Here is a 24,267-nt window from a genome sequence, read left to right on the forward strand (position 1 = left end):
TGCGCCTAGCCTGCGGCAAGCTCGGCGTACAAGCCGGGGCCATACGCAGCCGATAGCTGAGCAACGCGGAAATCGTAGGGGCCATCGACGCCGTCCTCCAACTTCATAGCATCCGTGTATGCCCAGTTAGGTTGGTTGACGATTTGTTCGCGTACTAAGGACCCGTCCACCCGGATCTGGATCAGATAGGATTCGGTTTCCTCGCCCAGCGGCACTTCCATTCCGCCCCAGTCATCGCCGTCAATCCGTGTGCGGCGTGTCCATGAAAGTACGTCCTCCAGACCGTCAGGGCGAAAGCGCAGATGCACAGGTGCATAGGGACGCAATCCATTCCCATTGAACGCCTCAACCTGATGAACAAAGGATGGGTCGTCATAACCGCGGGTCGCCGGACCGATTCTGTAGTGCTTTGCGACTCGGCGCTCTGAACGCGAGAGAGCGGTCTGGGCAACCCTTTGGTCAAGCAATGCAAAAACGGACCCCTCGGGCCAAACATCGGGAATTGCCGCATCAGTCCCAAACTGTCCCCGTAGCCGTTTCGACAAAGCGTAGACACCTTCGGATTGCAGGTCTGCATGCGCGAACTGGAACACCTCCCAATTATCCGGCGTGCCATCCCCGATGGCCGCAAAATTGGCTCCGCTCAACAGCGCTTCGCGCGGACGTGATTCCAGCACCCCTCCTATGAGGTTAACAAGTAACGGGGCACCTTCATCCCACAGACCGGCGCTGGCCCGGCGCAGCGGGGTTTGTGTAAACCCGATCACCGCCTGGCCTGAAACGACCTGCTGCAACACGTAGTCTTCATCGGTTGCAGCGGCGTAAACCGCAGCACTTCCCGGCCAAGGATCGGCCGAGATCGCAAGGTACGGAGCATGGGGGACCTCTGACCCCGTTATGAGGGGTAAATCCAGGAACACTGGATACACCGGCACCGGAGCGACAAATGGGCTTTCTGCCACGATATCATCCGGTAGGTCCGAAGGGGTGTAAACGCCCGGTTCGATCCGAACGGCGTCCGCAATTTGCACCTCAGCCTGCTCAAGGCGGTCGATGCGATAGCGCGCACGCTGTTCATCACCTTTCAGGCTAACGACGTCGCCAACGCCAACAGGCGACATCGAAGGCGGCAAGGCAAAACGAGTAGTTTCGCGCGAAACCCTTGCCTCACTAAGCCATCTTTCAACCGTTTGACGCCCTTCAGCTCGTGTCATTGACAGCGGCATCTCGTTCACCGAAACCGCATGCGTACGCGCATCCGGAGGCACCGCTTCTTCGGACACGATTTCATGATCTGCGTCAGACTGAACAAACCGCAATCGAACTCGACCAGTCATCTCAGCCTCAGCTTCCCGGCGATGTTCGATGATGCCTTCAATTTCGCTACAGGTCGCGAGCTCATCTGGGTCAAGCGCGATCGGTTTCCGGCCATCGCGCATTTGAAATAGAAGAACGCCGTCACGCTCAATCGCATCAAACCCGTATCTCAACATCAAGGGTTGCAACGCCGACCGTGCATCAGAGACCTGTTCAACCACATATCCGCGCACAATACCGAAAAGTCCTGACGTATCGATGTCAGTCACCCTGGCCGCATGACAAATCTCGGCCACGACCGACGCCAATGTTCGTGCGCCGGACCGTCCATTCAGCCAATGGCCACGCGCATAGTTCTCGCCATCCTCCCACTGGCTGCGCAAGTTCGGAAATGCCGGAAACGGGCGGGCATCCCAGGCCCAGACGTAGGCGTTGGACATGTCCACCATTGGCGCGCCATAGACTTCCGAAACCGGGTTGATGTTTGAGTCGGACCAATAACCAAGTATCGCCTTCAAATACTGATATTGCATGAAGTCGTCACGCAACCCGTTGGAATATCGCGGCAAACCGGACTCAGACGATTTGGGGTCCAAAAACTTGTTGGGCTGATTGGTGCCCTTGTCTATCGCTGCGCACCCCAACTCTGTGAACCAGATGGGTTTTGAGCCCGGCACCCAAGCCGTACGGTCAGCTTGCCGAACGCCAGCAATGCGTTCGTGATGGGGATTGGCCCACCAATTGCGCAAATCCTTGTATCGCCAAATCCAAGGTTCATCGTGCTCGGCATCCTCGATCGGAGAGCGTATTTGAGTCTCGGCCTCTTCCGGGGATGCATAGTACCATTCATACCCTTCACCGCCCTCAATATTGGCGCGCAAGTAGTCAATCTCATAGATTGCGCGTGCGCCATTGCGGGCATCCAGGTGCTCGTCACCATCCCTCCAGTCGGACAGGGGCATGTAGTTGTCGATCCCTACGAAATCTATGTTGCCGTCCGCCCAAAGAGGGTCGAGATGAAAATACCGGTCGCCACTGCCGTCTGCGGGCTGATACCCGAAATACTCGCTCCAGTCCGCGGCGTAGCCGATCTTGGTCTCTGGTCCCAGAATCTTGCGAACCTCTCCAGCCAGAACTCGCATCTGTGCTACGGCTGGAAACCCCGAAGTTCCTCTGATTTGGGTTAGCCCTCTCATTTCCGAAGCTATGCAAAAGGACTCTACTCCGCCTGCTGCTCTGCACAGCGCAGCGTAGTGCAAGATGAACCGGAACAATCCCCACTCATGTGGACCCGAATATGTGACGGTCCCGTCATCTACGACAAAGTCGTCCGCACGAGCCTGCCCGAAGAAACTGGAAACCTCGGCATCCGCAGCGGCCGTTCCATCCACTGACCCTTCTTGGCCGGGCGCTGCGCTCAGCGTAATTCGGCCGCGCCACGGCAAATGTGGCTGGCTCGCAGCGTCAGACCATGGGTCAGGCAAACCGTTGTCGCGCAATTGATCCATAAGGATGAACGGATAAAACATCACGCGTTTTCCGACGCCTTTCAGATGCCGAATAGCCTGTACAACGGCCTCGTCTGCTGGTGTAGCCCCGTAGACGGGACGGTCCTGATCATGCTGCACGACCTGTGCAGACTGCCGCGTCTCGCCAGCCACATGCCACGCCATGTTTTCACCTTCCACGTCCTTATGCAGGACCTTGGGTCGAATCTGGCATTGATCACAGCGCAGATCGTCGCCAAACCAAGACACAATCAGAGACGCCGCCTCGCAAGACGGCAGTTCCGCGTTCAGAGCCTTGGTGGATGTCACAAGATCAGGCTCGCCCGACGCAGAGTTTACGTTCGCGGCCCAGCTTTGACCCTTGCCCTTTGTGTAGTTTACTTGCGTGCTTGCCAATGCGTACTCGCCCGTACCCGGCATCATCGCCACGCCGCGAATGCTCTGGGACAACGCATCTTGGGTTTCCGGCAATCCCGGCTGATCCTGGCGCACGACCTCAAAGGAAAACTGTGGGATACGGTTGCCGAAAGATGCCAACTGAAGGTCTTCGATCACCACATAGGCCGTGCCCCGATAGGCCGGAACAGCGCCCGCACCTTCAATCGCCTCGATCAGAGGGTCAGGAAGCTGGTCGTAGGACCCATGGTAAATCCGCATGTTTAGTCCAGCGCGCTCGATTTCTTCACCGTCCGCCCAAACGCGCGGGACATCCGCAATTTGGCCGGATCCAAGTGCGATCGCCAACGACACCGAGTAACTGTAGCTATGTGTGGTGGTGGAAACTTCGGGCGCTCTTGGCGCTCCTTTGCCACCACCGCCTGATTGCGTAGCCGTACTGGTACTGCGGGTTTCCAGAAAATCCGAGGCCCAGATGACCTGCCCTCCGACACGCATTCGACCGAAAACCGTCGCCACCGGAGCCCCTTCACCTGTTTCCGTTAGCCGAAAGCGATCAAGCCGACCCGTTTCAACCACCTCGCTGCCACTGCCCATCAGTGATTGGCTCATCAACCGTTGGTCAATTACATTCCCCAAGGACGCGCCGATCGCCCGGCCGACCACTGCCGAGGATAACCCCGCAACGGTTCCGCCAATAGCGCCGCCTATTGCAGCCCCAGCCGCAGACAGAAAAATTGTAGCCAATCAAATACCCTCCAGCGGAAATTCAAAACAAGCGACCACCCGGCGGCGCAAAGGGTCGCTCAGCGTATTTTCAACAACGCCGTGGCCTGAATACGCGTGAATAAATCGCAGCTCCGAACCGGTCGCGCTGACGATCCCAAGATGCTTTGCGACGCACTGCTCGCGCATACGGAACAACAGGACGTCGCCAAGGTCTGGTTCCTGCGGCTTTTTAGCGATCAAGTGCCTCTTGGCGGCGTCCCACATTCGTTCTTCGCCCTGAGGTTCAGACCAGTCCATGCTATAGATGGGAACTGTCTCCGGCTCAGATCCGAGAAGTTCTTGCCAAATACCGCGCAGAAGCCCCAAACAGTCTGATCCTGCGCCCTTCACCGAAGCCTGATGAACATATGGGGTCCCCAACCAGGTCCGTGCTTCATCCACGATATTCTGTCTGGAAACGCTCATCGCCGACTGCCCCCGGTGTTTGGGTGACTCTTTTTGGGAACGGCCAAAACCCAATCCTCTCGGGGAAGGTCTGGAAAACCTTGGAAATTTAGAAGGTTGCTGAACTTCTTCCGGCACGTCTCCATCCTCTTGTCGCAGCCTGCCGTAACGCGAACACGATCACCGATGGCCAACCCACCGCTGATCCCGGACCACAAAGTGATGTCACGCCCCCCTGCGACACGTTCATCCTGTTTGATGGACCCCCACAGAGCCGACGCAAGGCCCGAGATCACGTCCAGACGGCCGCGCTCGAACCAAGCATTGTCCGGGGCTTCGGCGCCTTTGAGCCTGAGGATACTTCCAGCCGTCAAACTGACGACTTCCGCTTCGGCAAAATAGCCGGGGGAACTTGTGTCAAAACCGCAGGAAGTATCACCCAAAACTGCGTTGCAGGGTTTCTGGTAAACCCGTCCCATCGGCCGGTTCAATAGATCGGTCAACCCGCGCAGTTCAGCATGGAAAGCCCCGCCTGCGCGCCGTATTTCGCCAATGGACCCCCTGAATTGCAGCGATCTCTGATCCGGTGCCGCCCAGTTCACAAGCCAGGCGCGAACCTCGGCACCATCAAAGCGACCGGCTTCAATATCCGCATCCTTCACAGAGGCGTCTGACAGAACGCCCATCGCCTCTGAGTTGTCGATAGAAAGCCCGGTCGCCTGATCAATCGCGGTCGCGGTTAAACCCGTGCTCGCTTTGAACGACAGGCCGTCAAAGTTCAGTTCCATGTCGTGATCTGTGAAACCAAAAACCTGACCATCGGCACGCTTGATTGCCCAGCATCGGCACGTGGTCGTCAATCCAGTTTCTAGGTGCTCTTGCAGTTCCTGCTTACTCTCGGTCATCAGACGCGCACCTCGACGACAGGGACATTAGGAACGTCACCTGCCTGAAAACTTGCAACACTGGTCTGGATTTTGTCCGTATCAAAACGAACAGGCACATCGAACTCAAAGCCTGCGGTGACCTCGACCCCAACGGGCGGCGCATCAGAGAAAGTGATCCTTCCCCGAGTAATATCCACCTCGAAGTCTACTCCTTCGCGAACTTCGTCCTGCTCAAGGCCGATTTTCACGGTACCCAGCACCGGCTTCAGAATGGGTCTGATGTATTGAAAACCACCGGATGCATAAGTCTTAACCAATTGAAACTGGGTTTGCACCCCGTCGCCGCGCGCGATCACCTGATCGCCCTTGTCAACGTCAGCAGTGGCCGCACCAGACTTGTAGTCCGACCAATCTTTCCAACGAAACCCAAACATCTGCCCTTGCCGCGCCTCAAAGAACGAGATCAAAGTCTCGATGTCATCCAGCGATCTCATCCCGAGCCCGGCATCATATCGCCTGCGCGAATGAGCCCAGGGCGTGTTCCGTTCTTCAAAACCATTGGCTAGCGTCACAATATCGGTGCGCCGCTCTGGACCACCGACCGAGCCGAAACTCAAACTGGCCTGAAACCTCACCTCGTGGAAATTCATAACCTGCTCCGTGATTTACCTGTTGCGATTGCCGCGGCCCAATGCGCGGCTCATCTGCGATGCGATCTGGCTTTGACTGCGGCGGAAACCCTGCACGTCCGGCGTCGTGATATTCATCACCACATTGACGGCGCGCCCGCCGCCAGATGTGCGCACACCCAGCTTACCGTCCGGACCACGTGCCAGCGGCATGATCGCCTCGGGACCAGCCTCGCCCATAAGACCTGTACCGCCACGCATTGGAAAAGTTGTCGGACCACTGATCACCCCGCCGTTTGCAAAGGGCATCACCCGACCCTGACTGAAGCTGCCGCCATCGGCGAAGGGCAGAACGCCTTGCACAAAGCTACCGATCCCCCCGGCGATAAGACCGCCAAAGTGATCCGTCACCGGCTTGATAGCTGCCGAATACGCCGTGCGGATCATCGAGTTCTTCAGCACATCCAACGCATCTGACAGGTTCATCCCATCCACGACCACGCCATCAAACGCCTTGCGCAAACCGCTGGACATGCCACGTTCCAACGTCGCGACGTCCTTGCCCGTTTCCTCAAATGCCGCGCTGATGCGCTTCATCTGGCTGTCAAATGCAGCCGCCATGGATGCGGCATCCCCCAGCGAGTCACCCAGCGCCTCGCCTCGTTCCTGCAGGTCGTCTAACCCGTCACGATCCGTCGTCATCACGCTCTCCTTGTTCCTTGTCCGGGTAGGCTGCCAACAACGCGTCCAGCCCCGCCCGGTTCATCGCGGGCATCCCTGCACCCTGCCCTAACATCAACCGCAGCTCGGCAGGGGTCAGACGCCAGAACTTATCCGGCGTCAGACGCAGACCGGTCATCCCGGCCCGCATCAGGGCGGGCCAGTCGAACCCGCTCAACGATCCGGCACCATGAAGGCGCGGGCCAGCAGCTCAGCCGCAGCACGAGCCCCCACCATTGGGCCGCCCTCGATCTCGGCGCGCAGCAAGTCAGCGCGGGTCACATCTGCCCCACCGCCGCGCAGCCCCGCCACGATCAGCGCCAACACGTCACCGCTGGAATACGCTCCGCCTTCAAACCGCTGCACTAGTTTCACCAAAGTTCCGGTGCCAAGCTCTTGTTCCAGTTCAGCCAAGGCACCCAGCGTCAGCTTGAGCACCCGGGGCTGCCCGTCGATGGTCAATGCCACCTCACCCGTCCACGGATTGGCCATCGGATTTACAGCGCCGTAAAGGTCAGGGCACCGGCGCTTGCCAGGCTTATCTCATAGGTGGCTTCGCCGTTGTGCGAGCCCGCATATTCGATGCCGGTTACTTGGAATGCGCCTTCTACAATGCCGAAATCGGGGATGATCACCTGAAAACTCGGCGTCTCGCCGTCAAAGAACAACTGACGTGCTCGCTCATCCGTGCCCGCGTCCTTGAACACGCCCGAGCCTGAGATTGAGGCCGATTTGACCCCCGCCCCGGACAGCAGCTCGCGCCATCCACCCTGACTTTCAAGACTGGTGACATCCACACTTTCCGCGTTGAAACTGACCCGCGTGGCGCGCAGGCCCGCGATGGTCTCGAACAGGCCCGAGCCGTTCATATCCACTTTGACCAACAGGTCTTTTCCGTTCTGGGCAGCCATATGCTCTCTCCGTTGATTGCTTAGTCGTCTTCCACGCGAGCGCGGAATCTCAGGTCGATCTGGCGGATCGCACCGCCCGTTCCTGTGCGCCGAGCCGAGGCACGTTCAAACCACAGCCCCACAAGGTGGCCCCGATCCATGGCCAATGCCGCGCCCTCCAGGGCGTCACACACCGCACCCGCCAGCGTCTTGGCCGCGCCAAAGCCTGCGGCCTCGGACACTACCGACACGGTAAAGCGATGCACGGCCCCCGCGCCCGACCGGTCCGAGGCGTCGCGCACCTCCTCCGGGCCCAGCGTCACATAGGTCTGAGGCACCGCACCCGCCGGTACCGCGTCATAGATCGCGCCGCCTGACAGAGTGCTGACCTGCGCGTCGCCCGACAGCTGTTGAAACACCGCCGCCTGCAAAGCGGCTGAAACGCCGTAACTCATGCCGCCACCTCTTCATCCGCGAAACAGGTCAGGTACTGGCCACGCGGGTCACGCTCGGCCACAGCGCGGATCACGAACCGTCGTGCGCCTTCGGTGAACCGCTGGTCCGGGCTTGGGCGCATCGGCGACCCTTCGGGCGCACCGCGAACCACGATGCGGTATCCCACGCGCGAGATAGGAACACTGGCGATGGATCGTTCCGATCCACTGCGGGCCGTAACCTCGGCCCAGACTGTTCCCAGGGCGGCCCATGTCTCGGTATAGCCACCGGCCCCATCCGCGCTGCGCACTGGCGCTTCAAGCACCAGCTTTCTGTTCAATCGGGGCGTCTTCATCGCGCCACCCCGGCACCAAAACGCACGACCCGATAACGCTGGATCAGGCTGGTAACACCAAAGGGCATACTTCCCGCGCCCAGCGCCGTCTCGTCCCGGTATTCGTAGTAATGCGCGGCCAGCAACAGCACCGCCTGCCCCAGATCGGCGGGCAAAGCGCCCCAATCCGCAGCCATCCCAGCAGTAAACGCAATCCTGACCGATCCGCCCGTGGGTATGGTCGGCAGGCTTGCCCCCGCAGGACGCAGACGCGGGCGCTGGCTGTCTTCGGCCAGACGATACCGGCCACTGTCCACAACGCTGTCGGTCCCGGCCGCATCGGTCACGGTCACCGCACTGATCGCGTTGACAGGGGTCACCGGCAGAACTTCACCCGCAGCATCTCGCCAGCCATTCAACTCCCACGAAAATCCGCGCGCGATCAGCACCTTGCCGGTGCGGGCCTCAATCGCCGCAATCGCCGCCCTCAAAAAACCTTTCAGGACTTCATCCTGCACGCTGTCTTCGGTGAAACCCGTTCCCAGCCGCAGATGAGCCTTGAACTGATCCACCGGCAGCGCCTCATCCGCGATGGCGGTTTCTTCGATCAACATCATCCATACACTCCGCAATCTCGGACCACTCCGGGGCCATAACTTCAGGAATTGACGGGCACGCGCCGCCCCACGTTGCTCGGACGGAGGGGAGCAGCTAGACAACGCAGAGGATCTCACCCCGGCCCGCGCCCGCCACCCCGGGGGGCCGAAACCCCCCGGAGATTCAGCCCGCTTTAGGCGGTGCCGAATTTCACCAGCTTGATCGCGGCAAAGTCGCTCACATCGCCGCCAACGCGCTTGGTCGCGTAGAACAGAACATGCGGCTTGGCGCCGAACGGGTCGCGCAGGACGCGCAGATCGGGACGCTCGGCAATGGTGTAACCTGCCTGGAAATCGCCAAAAGCTATCGAGAAACTGTCGGTGCCCGCATCCGGCATGTCCTCGGCGATCAGCACCGGATACCCCATCAGGCGCGCAGGCTCACCAGCGGCCAGACCGTCCGACCACAGGAAGCGGCCATCGCTGTCCTTCAGCTTGCGGATCAGACCTGCGGTTTTCGAGTTCATCACGAACGTGCCGTTCACGCGATACTGCGCACCCAGCGCATAAACCACGTCCACAATCGAGTCCGCGGTGACGCCACCGTCAATACCGGTGGGCACATAGCCCAGATTGCCCCAGTCCCAGACGTCATTATCGACTGCGGAATGGTTCAGGATACCCTTGGGCTTGTCCGCACCATCGCCATTGATAAAGGCCGAAGCCTCGGCACGGGCGAACTTGTCCGCAATGCGACCCGCCAGCCAGCCTTCAACGTCAAAGGCGCTGTCATCCAGCAGACGCTGCGAGGCTTTGGGCAGCGCGCTCAGTTCGTGCAGCGGGATCGAGATACGGTCGATCGACGGGGTTGCCGTCTCAGAGGCGGCGGCGTTCTCATCCGCCCAGCCCGCGCCCACATCGGTGTGGTCGATAAGTACATCGAACGAGTTCGCCTCGACATTCACCACCGACGCAATCGAACGGATCGAAGCGGTGGATTTCAACACCGACTGGATGATCTCGGCGGTCTGCGGGTCGACCAGATAGCCGCCATCGCTATTCACGGCGCTCGACAGCGATTTCGATTCCATCTCAAGCCCGCGCAGGCCGTCATCCTCGCCCGAACGCACATAGGCGTCGAATGCCTTCTGGTGCGGTGCGCCGTCTTCGATCGAGGCCGCAAGGTGCGGACGCGCCGCGATAGTTGATTTACGATCCAGCATGGTCAGTCGCTCTTCTGTCTGTTGCAGTTGGGTTTTAACTTCAGCCTTGAGGCCCTTGAATTCATTGACGAAGCCAGCCATCGCCTGCTTCACCTCCTGAACCAGGGGCGCACCCTCTCCGGTCAAGGCCGGGGTTTCGGTCTTGCTCATCAGCACTTCCATTTCTTGGGTGGGGGTTGAGGCGCGCTAGGTCCGCGCCAGCTCCTGCCGGGCGGTATTGAACACCTCGGCAATACTGCGCCAGGTGTCTTGCGCGTCAGGCTCAACGCCTTTCGCCGCCACCCGCGCACTGGGCAGCATCGGGAAAGTCACAAGCGACACCTCCCACAGCTCCAGTTCGGTCAGGACACGTTGGCCCTTGTCATTCTTCACGGCCCGCTTGGTGCGGTAGCCAATCGAGAGGCCATCCATAGCCCCCGCGCGGATCAACTCTGCCGCCTCACGGCCCTTTTGTGTGGCCTCCAGCAAACGTCCTTTGACCCACAGGCCGCGGTCATCCTCGCGCACCTCGTCCCAGACGCCGATGGGCTGCGCCGGGTCGTGCTGCCACAGCATCTTGACCCGCTGGCCCGCTTTCGCCAGCCCCATCAGCGAATTCTGATACGCCCCGCGCTGCACCACATCGCTGCCCTGATCGACTTGACCGAACAGGCTGGCGTAACCCTCGATCACCGCATCGTCGGTTACCGAAAGCCCGTCTCCGAACCGTGCGAACTTGTGTTCCAAATCCATGAACACCTCCTCGTAAGTTTCTGATTTCACGGCGCTGCCGCAAGGAAAGACTGAAACACCTGCGCCAGGATGACGGCTGCGACGCCATAGACCGTCAGCCATAGCCGTTTCTCCAGCCGCTCCATCATCTCTTCGATCTGATCCAGCCTGCGGCACAGATGCGCGTGCTGGATCTCGGCCACCCTCTCATGCGCGGCCAGACGCAAACCCGGCGCGCAGTCGAACGGGGGATACCCCTCAGCCATCCGCACGCTCCGGCAGCCCCAGCAGAGACCGTTTCTCGGCATCCGTCAGGAACTCGGCCCGGCTGACACGCGTCCACTGCGCGTCCCGTTCGGCGGACAGCGCGGGCACCTGGTCCAGATCGGGTTTCAACACCAGATCCTCGCTCGTGTATCCGGCCAGCCATTCCGACACCGCCGCCGCCACCCGCGTCACCAGAGGCAGCACGGTCAGGCGATAAAACGCTCTGTTGGCCTCCTGGTAGTTCGAATAGGTCGCGTCGCCCTGAATCCCCAGCAACATCGGCGGGACCCCAAAGGCCAGCGCAATCTCGCGGGCGGCGGCTTCCTTGGTCTTTTGAAACTCCATGTCCGAGGGCGAAAACCCCATCGGCTTCCAATCCAGCCCCCCTTCCAGAACCATCGGACGGCCAGCATTGCGCGCCCCGCGATAGTTCTGCTCGATCTCGTCCGAGAGGCGCCGAAACTGATCCTCGGCCATTACCCCATGGCCGTCGCCTTTCCACACCAGCGCCCCCGAAGGCCGCGCCGCATTGTCGAGCAGGGATTTCGACCACCGCGACGCGCTGTTGTGCACGTCAATGGCCATCGCCGCCGCCTGCATGGGCGAGAACCCGTAATGGTCATCCTGCGGGTGGAAAGATTTGATGTGACAGATCGCATCCGCCGGGAAGCGGTGGGTCTTACCGCCCGCCGTGTAGTCATACGCCTTGGGCCACCCGTCTGCGCCCGGCACCACGCTCATCCGGTCGGATCGCAGCACGTGCAGCTCAACAGGCAATCCGTCCTCGGCCTGCACAGCCTCGACATAGGCATTGCCTGACAGCAGAAGTTGCCCGAACAGAGCTTCCATCAACTCCGCCCGCCCCTGCGCCGCGTTGGGGCGGCGCATCAGCGACAGGATCGGATGTGCATCATAACGCTGCGCCTGGTCCTGCAACACCAAGGGCAGTGCCGCTGCCGCCTCTGCAATCAGCTTGACCGACCGGAACCCTACCGGATTGCCCGAGAACCCCGTGCGGGTCAGCGACACCGCGTCCCGAGGGCTCCACGCCACGCGCCCGCCCGTCTGCCACGCCACCACTGGGCCTGCTGCGCTGGCCTTAACCTCGGGCGCTTCCCCGGCCGCTCCACGACGCAAGAAATCGAATACCATCTGTGCTCCTTTCTGCCGCCGCTGTGTCCGGCTTGTTGAAAGGAGTTATGAGGGAAAGAAGTTTAGGGCATCGGAACTGACCGAGCGCATATAAGGCAACGCAAAAAATGCTGCGGAGAATACACGTTGTTGCGCCACCTTAGTCGCGCCCCAACGACCTTCCGGTAACGTAGTTGTACGACTCCACAATAATCTGAAAAACTACTTCCAGTTCTTGCGCCGAGGTCGGTGTATAGATCATGACGAACCCTTCCCAACCAGGTCGCTTTTGGGACCATGGATGCGAGACAGCCCAACCAGCATCTATCGCTGCGCTTGCCGTGCCCGGGTCCAACGAAGCGTGGAGCGAACCGTCCGGATGCACATGCGCAAATTCTCGGCCACCGACAATGACCTCTGGGTGCGCCAACGCAATCTCGTCCGACAACCAAAAGCCCTTTGCTCCGGGCAAAGAAACGACGGTATTGCGGATTTCTACATCAGGAATTTCGTTGACGCGCCTCAACAGTTCTCTCGTCAACGAAGGATCAGGTGAAACGCCGATCTGAACGTGCGGCACTCCACTGGTCGTTTCCGGCCTCGGCGTCGTTCTCTCAGGAAACTCATTGGTTTGCGCAGAAACTGCGTCAACCATGATGCAGACGAGTACCGAACACAACGCGCCTAGAATTACGCCTAAAGCTCTCATCCCAATGCCTCCACATTGGAAGGGTCGCACCACGCGGTCTACAAGGCAACACATCTTTAGGTCGTCGCAAAGTATGTCGCCTTGCTGTCAGCACCCTCGGAAAGTCGCTTTTTCATTTTGTACAGTTTTCTAAAGAGCACGCACCCTAGGACGCCGATACGCCCCGGCAGGCCCAACAATCAACTCATGCAACGCCCAGACCAGTGCGTCTACCCGGTCGGGTGAGCCCTGCCCCTCGAACCCTCGTGCGGTCATCTGGCACATCTGCTCCTCCAGCGCAGTCAGACCGACCACATGGCTCACCCGACCCTGTTCGTACAGTGCCGCCACAGGCTCGGCCCGCGCCACCTTCCCGCGCGACGCCCGAACCGCGCGGAACGGGACCAGAGGATCCACCTGCCGCACGACTTCTTCGACCAGTTGCCCGCCCTGATTGACCTCGGCCACAAGCCGTTCAGCTCCGAATTCATCCATCGCGTCGATCGCCGCCTGCGCCCAACCCGCCGGGCCAACGCCCTGCACCGTCCGGTCGGCAAGTACATAGGCGCTCCACTCCTCGGGCGGTCCCTGTAGCTGTGCGCCCACAACCACTATCCCGCAGGCATCCGCAACTGACCCAGCCGTTACAGCCGGGTCCAGCGCCACCACGATACGGTCCAGATCGGGCACAGTCTCACCCCGCGCCGCGTCCAGCATCGAGCCGGTCCACAACGCGCCCTCGGCATCCGCCAGCAGCACCCCGTCCAACTCCTGCCACCCCAACCGCGTACCCGCATACCGCGCGCGCACTTCGGCCAGAAACGAGTCCGCCAGATTAGCCCGGTTCGCCTCGGTCGGCGCATGGGTCTGCACCGTGGACGGCGAGGCCAGCAGCTCCTTCAGAACCTTCACATTGCGCGGCGTGGTCGTCACGCAAACGCGCGGACGATCCCCCAAACGCAACGCGAATTGCAGCATATCCCACGTTTCGCCAGCCTTTTTCCACTTGGCCAACTCATCCACCCAAGCGGCATCAAACTGAGGGCCACGCAGCCCCTCGGGGTCATGCGCGGAAAACGCCTGTGCCTCGGCCCCGTTGGGCCAGATCAGTTTGCGCTCTGACGCTTTCCAGACCGGGCGACGATCTGGCGGCGAACACTGCATTATCCCGCTATCGCCGAAGATCATCACATCGCGCACCTGATCGAAGGTCTCACCAACCAATGCCACCCGACCGGCCTCACCGTGATCCAGCGGTTTGGCCCCCTCGACCATCGACCGCACCCATTCAGACCCCGCCCGCGTTTTGCCTGCGCCGCGCCCGCCCATGATGACCCACGACCGCCAATCGCCCTTTGGAGGCAACTGATGCGACAGCGCCCAGAACTCGAACAGGAAAGGGAGGGCGCACAGCCCCCCCTCTCCGATCTCACTCAGAAATCTGTCCCTCACCACAGCATCGGCGGAGGCGAGCCAGCCTGCACCCGATTTCAAATCGAGCGCGCTCAAGGTCGAGCGCATATCCCCCTTGGGCAATTCCGGCTTGTCTGTGATGTTGTTCGACAAAGCTTGTCTCCACTTTCTGACAACTTCGGATCAGCCCCTCTAACTGACCCAGTTGCTTGCCTGCTCCGGCAAGGTTTGCATCCTCCCCGGCACCAATCTGCCTGCGCAGTTCTTCCGCTGCTTGGCGCAGATCGCGAATGGATCGCTCAAGCGACTGCAACAAGTCAGCCGTCTGGGAAATCCGCTCTTCCGGGGTAATCAAAGTCATGTGTGCCTGTGACCTCATGCGTGAGTTTTCTCCGCACGAGAGAAGCAAAAGACGGCCGCCGGGTTTCCCCGAGGCCGTTACCCACTTCTTCTAGCATGACACAGACTTTACGAGAATAAGTGCGCAAAGTCAATTGGTTACGCAACTCCTGCGCAACAAGAGCCGTCCTGTCGTTCAACAGTTTGTTAAGACCTGCCACTTCTGGATCGCAGCTTTTTATACCCTCCTCATCAGGCACACCGATTGGGAAACTAGCCAATTACTCAGCGACAAACTTGACATTCCGTCCCCAAACACGCATGTGCCCCAAAACACAGCGCTGCCGCGTGAGCATAAATGGTCGTATTCGACCTCACAGCGCCCAACTCTCTCCAGTTCCCCTTCACGCAGGGTTCTTGTTGCGATGGCCGGACGGCACAGGACTCGCCCGTGCGCTCCGAGGCTTCGCGAAACCCTGTAGGCTCGTGCGTTATGCACGTGTCGATTTACTTGTTCGTGACTGGTACACGGTCGCGGATTGAAAAGGATGATTACTTGTTCGACTTTGACATGCTGGGCCTCGCCCCGGCTCTGAATGACGCGCTGAAACGCGCAAACTTTACGCAACCCACTCCGATCCAGAACCAGGCCATTCCGATGGCGCTTCAGGGTCACGATATTATGGGGCTGGCGCAAACCGGCACCGGCAAAACTCTGGCCTTTGGGCTGCCGCTGATTGACCACCTGTTGGCGCAACCCGGTAAACCCGCCCCCAAAACCGCCAAGGCGCTGATCCTTGCGCCGACGCGCGAGCTGGTCAATCAGATCGCCGAAAGCCTGCGGAACCTGACAAAGAAAACAAAAATCCGCGTCGCGACCGTTGTGGGCGGTCAGTCCATCGGCAAGCAGATTTCCTTCCTTGCACGTGGAACCGATATCCTCGTCGCGACACCCGGTCGCCTGATCGACCTGATGGAGCGCGGCGCTGTTGATCTCAGCTCGGTCCGCCATCTGGTGCTGGACGAAGCTGACCAGATGCTGGACATGGGGTTCATTCACGCTCTGCGCCGCATTGCGCCCGAACTTGGCACACCGCGTCAAACCATGCTGTTTTCCGCCACTATGCCCAAGCAGATGGAAGAAATCAGCCAGACCTACCTGACGAACCCGCAGCGCATTCAGGTCTCCCCTCCGGGGAAGGCGGCTGACAAAATCACGCAGTCAGTCCATTTCCTGAGCCGGGCAGAAAAGCCCGCCAAGTTGCGCGAGATCCTGTCCAAAGACGTTGACGCTCTGACATTGGTGTTTGCGCGCACGAAGCATGGTGCAGAGAGGTTGATGAAAGACCTCGTCGCCGATGGCTTTAACGCGGCCTCCATTCACGGCAACAAAACCCAAGGGCAACGCGACCGTGCAATCAAGGCGTTTCGCGCGGGTGAGGTCAATGTACTTGTCGCAACCGATGTAGCCGCGCGCGGCATCGACATTCCCGGCGTGGCATATGTGATCAACTACGACCTACCCGAGGTGCCCGACAACTATGTGCACCGGATCGGCCGCACCGCCCGTGCAGGTCGCGAGGGTGAAGCTATCGCATTCTGCGCGCCGGATGAGCTGGATCAGCTAAAGCAGATTCAAAAGCTGATGAAGATCGAAATCCCCGTCGCCAGCGGTACAATGCCGGAATTTGCAGAGCCTAAAAAGCCGCGCAAGCGTGGCGGGTTCCGTCGTCGTGGACCAAAACCACAGGCGGCCAATGCTTCGACCAAGCCTGGATCAAACCAACGTCGGCGGCAAAAAAGAAAACCCGCCGCCTAAATCAAAAAAGGTGCCGCAACACGCGGCACCTTTTTTAGTTTCCTGAACTTTGCCGTTCGGCTTCTATCTCGCGCCATTTGGCAACATTCCGGTTATGTTCGTCCAGCGTCTCGGCAAACGCATGCCCGCCTGTACCGTCCGCAACAAAGAACACGTAGTTCGTTTCTTCCGGGGCTACAGCGGCCTCCAGACTTGCAAGACCCGGATTCGCGATCGGAGTCGGCGGCAAACCGTCAATGACATATGTGTTCCAAGGTGTTGCGCGACGAAGTTCACTCCGGCGCAGACCACGCCCCAAGGTCCCTTGACCTTTTGTCACACCATAAATGACGGTCGGGTCTGTCTGCAGCTTCATACCACGCTCAAGTCGGTTCACGAAAACACTGGCCACCTGTCCACGCTCATGCGGAACACCAGTTTCCTTTTCGATGATCGACGCGAGAATTAACATTTCTTCCGGGCTGCTAATCGGCAGATCATCCTGCCGCTTTTCCCAGACTGCGTTAACCCGCAACTGCTGCCTGTCCTGCATCCCCTGCAGAATGGCGTTCCTGTCAGCCCCACGTACCACGTCGTAACTGTCGGGTGCCAACATCCCCTCGGCAGGAATTTCGGTAACTTCGCCGGTCAGTGCATCAATCTGTTTCAGCCCTTCGACCACCTGCCACGCGGTAACACCTTCGGCCACCGAAACCCGATAGCGCGTATCAGCGTCGTTGCGTTTTTCGGTATAGGCCGCAGGTGCTTCTTCTTCGGTCACGTCGAATGACGCAATCTCATCAAAGTCGAGCGTTGCGGGATTCAACTCACGCACCCGCGTCTGGATGCGCGTCACACCAATGCGATATTCAATCTCGGACCCGCAGGTGCTCGCGCCGCTGCGCGTGATTTCGTCGATGATCTGCTCCATCGACGCGCCCTCGCGCACCAGAAAACTCCCCGCTTTCAACTGCGGGGCTTTGTCCGTGTAATCCGCCGCCATCCGGAAGATCATTGCGCTGCTGATCGCGCCCTGATCCTCCAGTTTTTGGCTGACTTCGGTCATGTTTGACCCGCGCTCAACCTGTAGGCAGATCGCGGTTTCCAATGGGCCTTCGTTTTTGTAACGCGATTGCCCCCACAGGATGAGGCCGCCCGACAAGAACAAGCCGACCACCAGAATGGTCAGCATATTAGACGCCAGTGCGCGCCACATTTAGCTTACCTTTCCGAAGATCACGCTGGCATTCGTGCCACCAAACCCAAACGAGTTGGACAGCGCTACGTCGATCTTACGCTCGCGCTTGGCGTTCGGAGCCAAGTCGATAGACGTTTCAACAGCGGGATTATCCAAATTGATCGTCGGCGGCGCCACCTGATCCCGAATTGCAAGGATAGAAAAGATCGCCTCGATCGCTCCAGCGGCCCCAAGCAGGTGGCCAGTGGCGGATTTGGTCGAAGTCATAGTCGCATTTGCAGCGTGATCACCCAGCAACCGTTCAACCGCGCCCAATTCGATCGTGTCAGCCATGGTCGATGTGCCATGCGCATTGATATAATCCAGATCCTTCGGCTCCAGCCCTGCACTGCGCAGCGCGGCCTTCATCGAGCGTTCGGCCCCATCACCATCCTCGCTGGGTGCGGTGATATGGTAGGCGTCGCCGGACATGCCGTATCCCAGTACCTCGGCATAGATTTTGGCTCCTCGCGCCTTGGCGTGTTCGTATTCTTCCAGAATGACGATACCGGACCCTTCGCCCATGACGAAACCATCACGATCGACATCGTAAGGACGGCTGGCAGCCTTTGGGTTATCCGCATATTTGGTGGACAGCGCTTTACAGGCGTTGAACCCCGCGATGCCGATCTCGCAAATGCAGCCTTCGCCGCCACCAGCGACCATGACATCGGCGTCGCCCGCACGGATAATCCGGCTTGCGTCGCCGATGGCGTGGGCACCCGTCGAACATGCGGTTACAACCGAGTGGTTCGGCCCTTTAAAGCCGTGGCGGATGGAAACCTGCCCCGACGCCAGGTTAATCAGCGCACCAGGAATAAAGAAGGGGGACACCCTGCGCGGTCCCTTATCGCGGATCAGGTTCGCTGTTTCCGCAATGGATCCCAGACCACCAATCCCCGAACCGATCAGAACACCGGTGCGCAGGCGCGCGTCTTCATCCTCGGGAAGCCAATCGGCATCCTTACAGGCCATTTCCGCAGCCGCGATCGAGTACAGGATAAAATCCTCAACTTTGCGCTGCTCTTTCGGTGACATCCAATCATCGGGGTTGAACGTTCCGTCTGTTCCATCCCCGCGGGGGACTTCGCAGGCATAGGTCGTGGTGACCCCGCTTGCCTCGGCGTCGAACAGCGTGATCGGTCCCGCGCCGGATTCCCCATCCAACAGCCGCGACCAGGTTTCCTCGACCCCGCTGGCCAACGGAGTGACCAATCCCAGACCGGTTACAACGACTCTGCGCATGAAGTGCCTCTTGCCTGCTTCGTGTTTAAGAAACGCTCATACCCCGGGGCGGGGTGCGGGGGCAAGAGCAACAGCAAAATCTGCGTCCAAGCCCCATAGTCGCAAAAGGCAAGGAAACGCCGAAAGAAAAACAAATGGACCTAAAATAGAATCCGCCCCCTCAAAATAGATGAGGAGGCAGAAAAAGCGCTCGGACTTGTCTTACTGAAACTCAGCCACAGGCTCGTGGGCCGCGCTTGCGACACTCAGGGCTTCTGACAAATCAATGGTCTTGCGGAACAACGCCCGACCGACCAGAGCACCCGAGATATTCGGAATGTAGGCCAAACGTGAAATGTCATCCGCTGTGCGCACAACGCCGCTTGCGATGATAGGCGTACGAGACTTTTCGGCCAGACCCGAGATCAAACCCAGCTGCGCCTCGACATCCTCCATATCGCTGTCGATATCGGTCACGAGAATGGCGGCGAAAGGCGTGTCGGCAAATGCTTCAATAAATGCCTCGGGGGTAAAGGCACTTTGACTGCGCCAGCCCTCTGTCATGACCTGACCTTGCCAGACATCCACAGCCAAAACGATCTGGTCCGGGTGCAGCTTGGCTAGTTCTTTAACCAGGTTGGGGTCCCACGCGGCCAAGGTGCCGATCACGATCCGTCCCGCGCCTTTGTCGATCCAGTACTCAACTTGCTCGCGGGTGCGCATACCACCCGCCAACTGCACGGGAATCTCTGCCGAACGGATAATCTCCTCGACCAGTTCCGAGTTCGTGTCACGCCCTTCGATTGCATCAAAATCCGTCAGGTGCATCCACTCAGCCCCGGCGGTGGCCCAGCCATGCGCCGTTTCTGCGGGATTCACATGCCAAATCATGGCTTCATCCAAACGGCCCTTGTCCAGTGTGACACACCGGCAGTTCTGCAGTTCCATCGTGGGGTAAATCCTCATGAGCTTGCTCCTCCGCCCAATCATTCTGGAAATCGAGGATACCATACACAGAGAATCCAAACCGGTTTTTACCAGTTTCGGCAAACTACAGACATTTTGCGGCATTGCCCTATACGCTTTAGTGGCGCGTCGGCGGACCGTTTCGACGCAAAAGATGAACGGGTGAACCCTGAAAACTACACTCTCGCATCAAGATGTAACCCAGCTTTTCTGCCAGGCTCTGAGACGACGAATTTGCGGAATTCACCAATGCAACCAATGGCCCCGGCATGATCCGGTCAAACCAATCATGCGCAGCCTGAGCTGCCTCCAGCCCCAATCCCTGCCCTTGCGCTTCGGGGGCCAGAACCCATCCGGCTTCGGGAAAACTGTCGAAATCTTCACCCAGTGAACGATTCCCGTAGAAGAACCCCGCCTGCCCAATCATCCGACGATTCGATTGCTGAATGATAGCCCATTGACCAAATCCGGCCATTTGCCAGTGACCCGCGTTTCTTAGAAACGAATCCCACGCTTCGCCGCGTGATCGGGGTGTGCCGCCGATATGCCGCACGACACAAGGGTTCCGCCATATCTCGGCGAACCGGTTAAAATCTTCGGGCCGCATGCCGCAGAGCGTCAGGCGTGCCGTGTTGATCATCGGGGTGGATCGTATCATGCCCTGCCCGCTCTGATAATTTTGCCTCACGTAAATGGTGACGGAGGAATATCACGACTGGCAAGCAAGAATTCCGTTAGGGCATAAAAAACGGCGCCTCCGTTGCCCGGAAGCGCCGCTTTTAATTGAATACGAAGCTCTTAGGACGCTTCGGAGATGAATTTGACGGCGTCGCCAAAGGTCTGGATGGTCTCGGCTGCGTCATCGGGGATTTCGATGCCGAACTCTTCTTCAAAGGCCATAACCAGCTCAACAGTGTCCAGGCTGTCTGCGCCCAGATCGTCGATGAAGGAAGCGTTTTCCGCTACTTTATCTTCTTCAACACCCAGGTGCTCAACAACGATCTTTTTAACGCGATCTGCGACGTCGCTCATGTCTATTCCTCATTCCGTTTCAGGGCGTAGTGCCCGGTTCTGCCCTTGCCCGCTCAGGCTGGCTTTGATTTGCCCGGTCCGGGCGGTTAAGGTCCCCGATTACCGGGAAAGTAGAAGGCCGACCATTTGGCCGACCCCAGCATTCATGCGCCGCCTATAGCACAGACAACGCCCGAGGCAAACGCTTTCGCACCTGCCCCGATCCGCGTTCACAACATGGCCATACCGCCGTTAACATGCAAGGTGGTTCCGGTAACATATCCAGCTTCGGGGCTGGCAAGATACAGAACTGCGGCTGCAATTTCCGAGGCATCCCCCATGCGACCCGCCGGAACCTGGTTCAGAATTCCCGATTTCTGATCGTCCGTCAGCTTGTCAGTCATTGCGGTTGTGATGAACCCCGGAGCAACAGCGTTGGCCGTGATCCCCCGGCTGGCCACCTCATAGGCCAGTGACTTGGTCATACCAACCATACCCGCCTTGGACGCGGCATAGTTCGCCTGACCGGGGTTGCCCGTGGCACCCACGACAGACGAGATGTTGATAATCCGGCCCCAACGCGCCTTCATCATGCCGCGCAACACGCCTTTGCATAGCTTCGCGGTCGAGGTCATGTTGACGTCGATCACGCTCTGCCATTCTTCGTCCGACATGCGCATGAACAGGTTGTCGCGGGTAATGCCGGCGTTGTTGACCAGAATATCGACCGACCCCATTGCGTCAGCCGCTTGCTTCGGCAGGGATGCCACAGCCTCGGGGTCGCTTAGATTGCAGGGCAGCACATGGGCGCGTTCACCCAGTTCGCCAGCAAGGGCTTCCAGCGGCTCGACCCGAGTGCCCGACAACGCAACTGTCGCGCCCGCAGTATGCAAAACACGCGCGATCTCACCGCCGATCCCGCCCGAGGCACCGGTGATCAGTGCGTTCTTTCCTGTCAAATCAAACATTCGATTGTCCTTTTCATGCGCATCCTGCGATGCGCTGTGTCTTACGATTCGGCCTGCGTTACATTCTGCACGTCATCCGGCGTGCCGACAGCTTTACCCGCGATCGAGCGGTCGATTTTGCGGATCATCCCGGACAAGGCTTTGCCTGCCCCGATCTCCCACGTTTCGGTCACGCCCTGCGCGGCCATGTACTGAACGCTTTCGCGCCAGCGGACCGAGCCTGTGACCTGCTCAACCAGCAACTGACGGATCAGATCGGGGTCGCTAACGGCCTCGGCCCGAACATTCGCAATCAACGGAACGGCGGGAGCTTTGATTTCAACCCCGGCCAGAGCTTCAGCCATCACATCCGCCGCAGGCTGCATCAGCGCACAGTGGAAAGGCGCGCTTACCGGCAGCATCACGGCGCGCTTTGCGCCCTTTTCCTTGGCGATTTCGGCTGCACGCTCAACGGCTGCTTTCGCGCCCGAGACCACAACCTGAGTCGGATCATTGTCGTTTGCAGCCTGGCAAACCTCACCCTGCGCGGCTTCTTCAGCTACGGCCCGCACCGCATCCAAATCCAGCCCAAGGATCGCGGCCATAGCGCCCTCGCCCACTGGAACCGCGCTTTGCATCGCCTGCCCCCGGGTGCGCAGCAGGCGCGCCGTGTCCGAAACTGACAACGCGCCAGATGCAGCCAGCGCTGAATACTCACCCAACGAATGACCCGCCACAAACGCTGCATCCATGACGGAAACGCCCTCGGCTTCCAAGGCGCGCATCGCGGCCATCGACGTCGCCATCAATGCAGGCTGCGCGTTCTGGGTCAGTGTCAATTCGGCAATATCGCCTTCCCAGATCTGGCCGCTCAGCTTTTCGCCCAATGCCTCATCGACCTCGTCGAATACCGCCTGCGCGGTAGGATACGCCTCGGCCAGAGCCTTGCCCATTCCGATGGTCTGGGCACCCTGCCCGGGGAAAACAAATGCGCGTGTCATTGCAACCTCTTGGATGACGTTAGGTTGCGGCGGGGTGTAAACCGACTGCGGGCGCGGCACAAGCGTTGCATTGGGTCTGCACTACGGCACTTTCGTTGTGCGCGACACACTATTGTGTCCTGACGGCATGGCTATAGGTTGATTTCAACACCACATTCCCGGAGCGCCTCATGCCCTCGACGAACACATTCTCCAGCTACGGCAGCGTGACCAAGACCTTTCACTGGCTGACCGCGCTCCTGATCTTTTCCGCCTTCCCGCTTGGCTGGTTAGCGAATGATCTGGCCCACGCCATCTATGACCCCGCGATTCCAACCACCGAAGATGACATCGCCCGGGCGGCACGGCTGTTCTCACTGCACAAAACAATCGGTATTTCAGTGTTCTTCGTGGCTCTGGCGCGGATTTTCTGGGCGCTCTCCCAAACCAAACCCGGCCTTTTGAACGCAGATAACAAGCCTGAAGCGTTCGCCGCCGAGACCGTTCACTGGTTGCTTTATGGGTCCCTCGTTCTTGTGCCTCTGACCGGCTGGCTTCATCACGCAGCGGCCGAGGGGTTTGCCCCGATCCTCTGGCCGTTCGGACAGAACCTGCCCTTTGTGCCAAAATCAGCGCATCTGGCCGAGTTCACCGCGAGCCTGCATTGGCTGTTTGTCTGGACCTTGGCCGGATCACTGCTTCTGCACATCGCGGGGGCACTCAAGCACCACATCATCGACAAAGACAGCACATTACGCCGGATGTTGCCTGGCAAATCGGTCGCGCCAGAACCGCCAGCGCAGTCTCATTCCCTCATGCCTGCAGGTGCTGCCCTAATAGTCTGGTGCGCCGTTTTGGTCGGCGGATGGTCGATCGGAGCATTCAGCCACCATTCGACGGCCAGTACCGACACGGCTGAATTGGCAGAGGTTCAATCGGACTGGAAGGTGCAAGAGGGTTCGCTCTCTATCACGATCACCCAACTTGGCAGCCCCGTCACCGGCAGCTTTGCAGACTGGACCGCTGCGATCGTATTCGATGAACCTTCTGCGCCCGGCTTAGCGGGCTCTGTGGATGTGAACATTGCCATTTCATCACTCAGCCTCGGCACGGTGACGGATCAGGCGATGGGGGCAGACTTCTTCGACAGCGCACAATTTCCAACCGCCCAGTTCAAGGCTGATTTGTTCAAAACCGAAACCGGCTATGAGGCGCGCGGCCCCCTGACGATCCGAGACAGATCGGCTGACGTTGTCCTGCCCTTCACGCTCGACCTACAGGAAGACACCGCTGTGGTTTCGGGTAAGCTAGAACTGAACCGGATGGATTTCGATGTAGGCTCCTCTCAGCCCACGGAAGACTCGCTGGGGTTCGCGGTCGTTGTTTCGGTCGACCTGACCGCCAAGCGCGGCGAATAAAAAAACCGCCGGGGCAAGATGCTCCGGCG

27 protein-coding genes are annotated in these 24,267 nt (G+C 59.4%); 2 read left to right on the top strand and 25 right to left on the bottom strand.

The annotated features are described in order from the left end of the window. Positions 1–5 precede the first annotated feature (5 nt). The 18 genes from ACR0LH_RS02620 to ACR0LH_RS02705 form a co-directional block, all read right to left on the bottom strand. On the bottom strand, positions 6–3,968 hold the full coding sequence (locus tag ACR0LH_RS02620; protein ID WP_480719566.1) for a baseplate multidomain protein megatron: 3,963 nt from the start codon (positions 3,966–3,968) through the stop codon (positions 6–8). Further along, positions 3,969–4,415, bottom strand: a complete 447-nt coding sequence (locus ACR0LH_RS02625; RefSeq protein WP_480719567.1) for a C40 family peptidase — start codon at positions 4,413–4,415, stop codon at positions 3,969–3,971. It abuts the gene before it with no gap. Next, positions 4,412–5,299 carry a DUF2163 domain-containing protein gene (locus ACR0LH_RS02630; RefSeq protein ID WP_480719568.1) on the bottom strand — a complete coding sequence of 296 codons (888 nt, stop codon included), beginning with the start codon at positions 5,297–5,299 and terminating at the stop codon, positions 4,412–4,414. The genes ACR0LH_RS02625 and ACR0LH_RS02630 overlap by 4 nt, the downstream gene beginning before the upstream one ends. Next, on the bottom strand, positions 5,299–5,931 hold the full coding sequence (locus tag ACR0LH_RS02635) for a phage distal tail protein, Rcc01695 family (RefSeq protein WP_480719570.1): 633 nt from the start codon (positions 5,929–5,931) through the stop codon (positions 5,299–5,301). The genes ACR0LH_RS02630 and ACR0LH_RS02635 overlap by 1 nt, the downstream gene beginning before the upstream one ends. Before the next feature lie 15 nt (positions 5,932–5,946). Further along, the gene (locus ACR0LH_RS02640; protein ID WP_170620113.1) at positions 5,947–6,612 is read right to left on the bottom strand and encodes a phage tail tape measure family protein; all 666 of its coding nucleotides are present in this window, start codon (positions 6,610–6,612) and stop codon (positions 5,947–5,949) included. Next, the gene (locus ACR0LH_RS02645) at positions 6,596–6,808 is read right to left on the bottom strand and encodes a rcc01693 family protein (RefSeq protein WP_480719571.1); all 213 of its coding nucleotides are present in this window, start codon (positions 6,806–6,808) and stop codon (positions 6,596–6,598) included. Before ACR0LH_RS02645 ends, ACR0LH_RS02640 begins: the two co-directional genes overlap by 17 nt. Continuing rightward, positions 6,805–7,122: a gene transfer agent family protein gene (locus tag ACR0LH_RS02650; protein ID WP_480719573.1), complete on the bottom strand. Its 318-nt coding sequence runs from the start codon at positions 7,120–7,122 to the stop codon at positions 6,805–6,807. Before ACR0LH_RS02650 ends, ACR0LH_RS02645 begins: the two co-directional genes overlap by 4 nt. 5 nt (positions 7,123–7,127) lie before the next feature. Beyond that, positions 7,128–7,541 carry a phage major tail protein, TP901-1 family gene (locus ACR0LH_RS02655; RefSeq protein ID WP_480719574.1) on the bottom strand — a complete coding sequence of 138 codons (414 nt, stop codon included), beginning with the start codon at positions 7,539–7,541 and terminating at the stop codon, positions 7,128–7,130. Positions 7,542–7,561: 20 nt separating this feature from the next. Then, a complete protein-coding gene (locus ACR0LH_RS02660; protein ID WP_480719576.1) occupies positions 7,562–7,975 on the bottom strand; it encodes a DUF3168 domain-containing protein in 414 nt (137 codons plus the stop codon). Beyond that, positions 7,972–8,310, bottom strand: a complete 339-nt coding sequence (locus ACR0LH_RS02665) for a phage head closure protein (RefSeq protein WP_170620108.1) — start codon at positions 8,308–8,310, stop codon at positions 7,972–7,974. Before ACR0LH_RS02665 ends, ACR0LH_RS02660 begins: the two co-directional genes overlap by 4 nt. Beyond that, a complete protein-coding gene (locus ACR0LH_RS02670) occupies positions 8,307–8,906 on the bottom strand; it encodes a head-tail connector protein (RefSeq protein WP_480719578.1) in 600 nt (199 codons plus the stop codon). Before ACR0LH_RS02670 ends, ACR0LH_RS02665 begins: the two co-directional genes overlap by 4 nt. Positions 8,907–9,079: 173 nt before the next feature. Beyond that, on the bottom strand, positions 9,080–10,258 hold the full coding sequence (locus ACR0LH_RS02675; protein ID WP_480719580.1) for a phage major capsid protein: 1,179 nt from the start codon (positions 10,256–10,258) through the stop codon (positions 9,080–9,082). A 36-nt stretch (positions 10,259–10,294) separates the two neighbouring features. Beyond that, on the bottom strand, positions 10,295–10,840 hold the full coding sequence (locus ACR0LH_RS02680) for an HK97 family phage prohead protease (RefSeq protein ID WP_480719582.1): 546 nt from the start codon (positions 10,838–10,840) through the stop codon (positions 10,295–10,297). A gap of 26 nt (positions 10,841–10,866) precedes the next feature. Beyond that, entirely contained in the window at positions 10,867–11,085 is a 219-nt protein-coding gene (locus tag ACR0LH_RS02685) for a GTA head formation protein, RCAP_rcc01685 family (RefSeq protein WP_170557090.1), read from the bottom strand. After that, complete coding sequence (locus ACR0LH_RS02690) at positions 11,078–12,238, bottom strand: phage portal protein (RefSeq protein ID WP_480719584.1); 1,161 nt, start codon at positions 12,236–12,238, stop codon at positions 11,078–11,080. The genes ACR0LH_RS02685 and ACR0LH_RS02690 overlap by 8 nt, the downstream gene beginning before the upstream one ends. A gap of 139 nt (positions 12,239–12,377) precedes the next feature. Continuing rightward, the gene (locus tag ACR0LH_RS02695; RefSeq protein ID WP_480719586.1) at positions 12,378–12,743 is read right to left on the bottom strand and encodes a luciferase domain-containing protein; all 366 of its coding nucleotides are present in this window, start codon (positions 12,741–12,743) and stop codon (positions 12,378–12,380) included. Positions 12,744–13,055: 312 nt separating this feature from the next. Next, on the bottom strand, positions 13,056–14,426 hold the full coding sequence (locus tag ACR0LH_RS02700; RefSeq protein ID WP_480719908.1) for a DNA-packaging protein: 1,371 nt from the start codon (positions 14,424–14,426) through the stop codon (positions 13,056–13,058). After that, entirely contained in the window at positions 14,335–14,697 is a 363-nt protein-coding gene (locus tag ACR0LH_RS02705) for a hypothetical protein (RefSeq protein ID WP_480719588.1), read from the bottom strand. Before ACR0LH_RS02705 ends, ACR0LH_RS02700 begins: the two co-directional genes overlap by 92 nt. Positions 14,698–15,213: 516 nt before the next feature. Between ACR0LH_RS02705 and ACR0LH_RS02710 the strand changes: the two genes are divergently transcribed. After that, positions 15,214–16,476, top strand: a complete 1,263-nt coding sequence (locus ACR0LH_RS02710) for a DEAD/DEAH box helicase (protein WP_170481286.1) — start codon at positions 15,214–15,216, stop codon at positions 16,474–16,476. A gap of 34 nt (positions 16,477–16,510) precedes the next feature. On the opposite strand, the gene mltG is transcribed toward ACR0LH_RS02710, so the two are convergent. The 7 genes from mltG to fabD all read right to left on the bottom strand — a co-directional run bounded on the left by mltG (position 16,511) and on the right by fabD (position 22,841). Then, positions 16,511–17,671 carry an endolytic transglycosylase MltG gene (gene mltG, locus ACR0LH_RS02715; protein ID WP_480719590.1) on the bottom strand — a complete coding sequence of 387 codons (1,161 nt, stop codon included), beginning with the start codon at positions 17,669–17,671 and terminating at the stop codon, positions 16,511–16,513. Then, positions 17,672–18,937, bottom strand: a complete 1,266-nt coding sequence (gene fabF, locus ACR0LH_RS02720; RefSeq protein ID WP_170481280.1) for a beta-ketoacyl-ACP synthase II — start codon at positions 18,935–18,937, stop codon at positions 17,672–17,674. A gap of 201 nt (positions 18,938–19,138) precedes the next feature. Continuing rightward, positions 19,139–19,882, bottom strand: coding sequence for a 1-(5-phosphoribosyl)-5-[(5-phosphoribosylamino)methylideneamino]imidazole-4-carboxamide isomerase (locus ACR0LH_RS02725; RefSeq protein ID WP_480719591.1), 744 nt, complete (start codon positions 19,880–19,882; stop codon positions 19,139–19,141). 118 nt (positions 19,883–20,000) lie between these two features. Further along, positions 20,001–20,540, bottom strand: coding sequence for a GNAT family N-acetyltransferase (locus tag ACR0LH_RS02730; RefSeq protein WP_170382698.1), 540 nt, complete (start codon positions 20,538–20,540; stop codon positions 20,001–20,003). 140 nt (positions 20,541–20,680) lie between these two features. Beyond that, positions 20,681–20,914 carry an acyl carrier protein gene (locus tag ACR0LH_RS02735; RefSeq protein WP_008756330.1) on the bottom strand — a complete coding sequence of 78 codons (234 nt, stop codon included), beginning with the start codon at positions 20,912–20,914 and terminating at the stop codon, positions 20,681–20,683. Between the two features lie 209 nt (positions 20,915–21,123). After that, positions 21,124–21,861 carry a 3-oxoacyl-[acyl-carrier-protein] reductase gene (gene fabG / locus ACR0LH_RS02740; RefSeq protein ID WP_170382696.1) on the bottom strand — a complete coding sequence of 246 codons (738 nt, stop codon included), beginning with the start codon at positions 21,859–21,861 and terminating at the stop codon, positions 21,124–21,126. A 41-nt stretch (positions 21,862–21,902) separates the two neighbouring features. After that, positions 21,903–22,841 carry an ACP S-malonyltransferase gene (fabD, locus tag ACR0LH_RS02745; protein ID WP_480719593.1) on the bottom strand — a complete coding sequence of 313 codons (939 nt, stop codon included), beginning with the start codon at positions 22,839–22,841 and terminating at the stop codon, positions 21,903–21,905. 170 nt (positions 22,842–23,011) lie between these two features. Here fabD and ACR0LH_RS02750 point away from each other — a divergent pair, with 170 nt between their 5' ends. Continuing rightward, complete coding sequence (locus ACR0LH_RS02750; protein ID WP_480719595.1) at positions 23,012–24,238, top strand: cytochrome b/b6 domain-containing protein; 1,227 nt, start codon at positions 23,012–23,014, stop codon at positions 24,236–24,238. Positions 24,239–24,267 lie beyond the last annotated feature (29 nt).

Source organism: Ruegeria sp. CL6 (assembly GCF_056536465.1).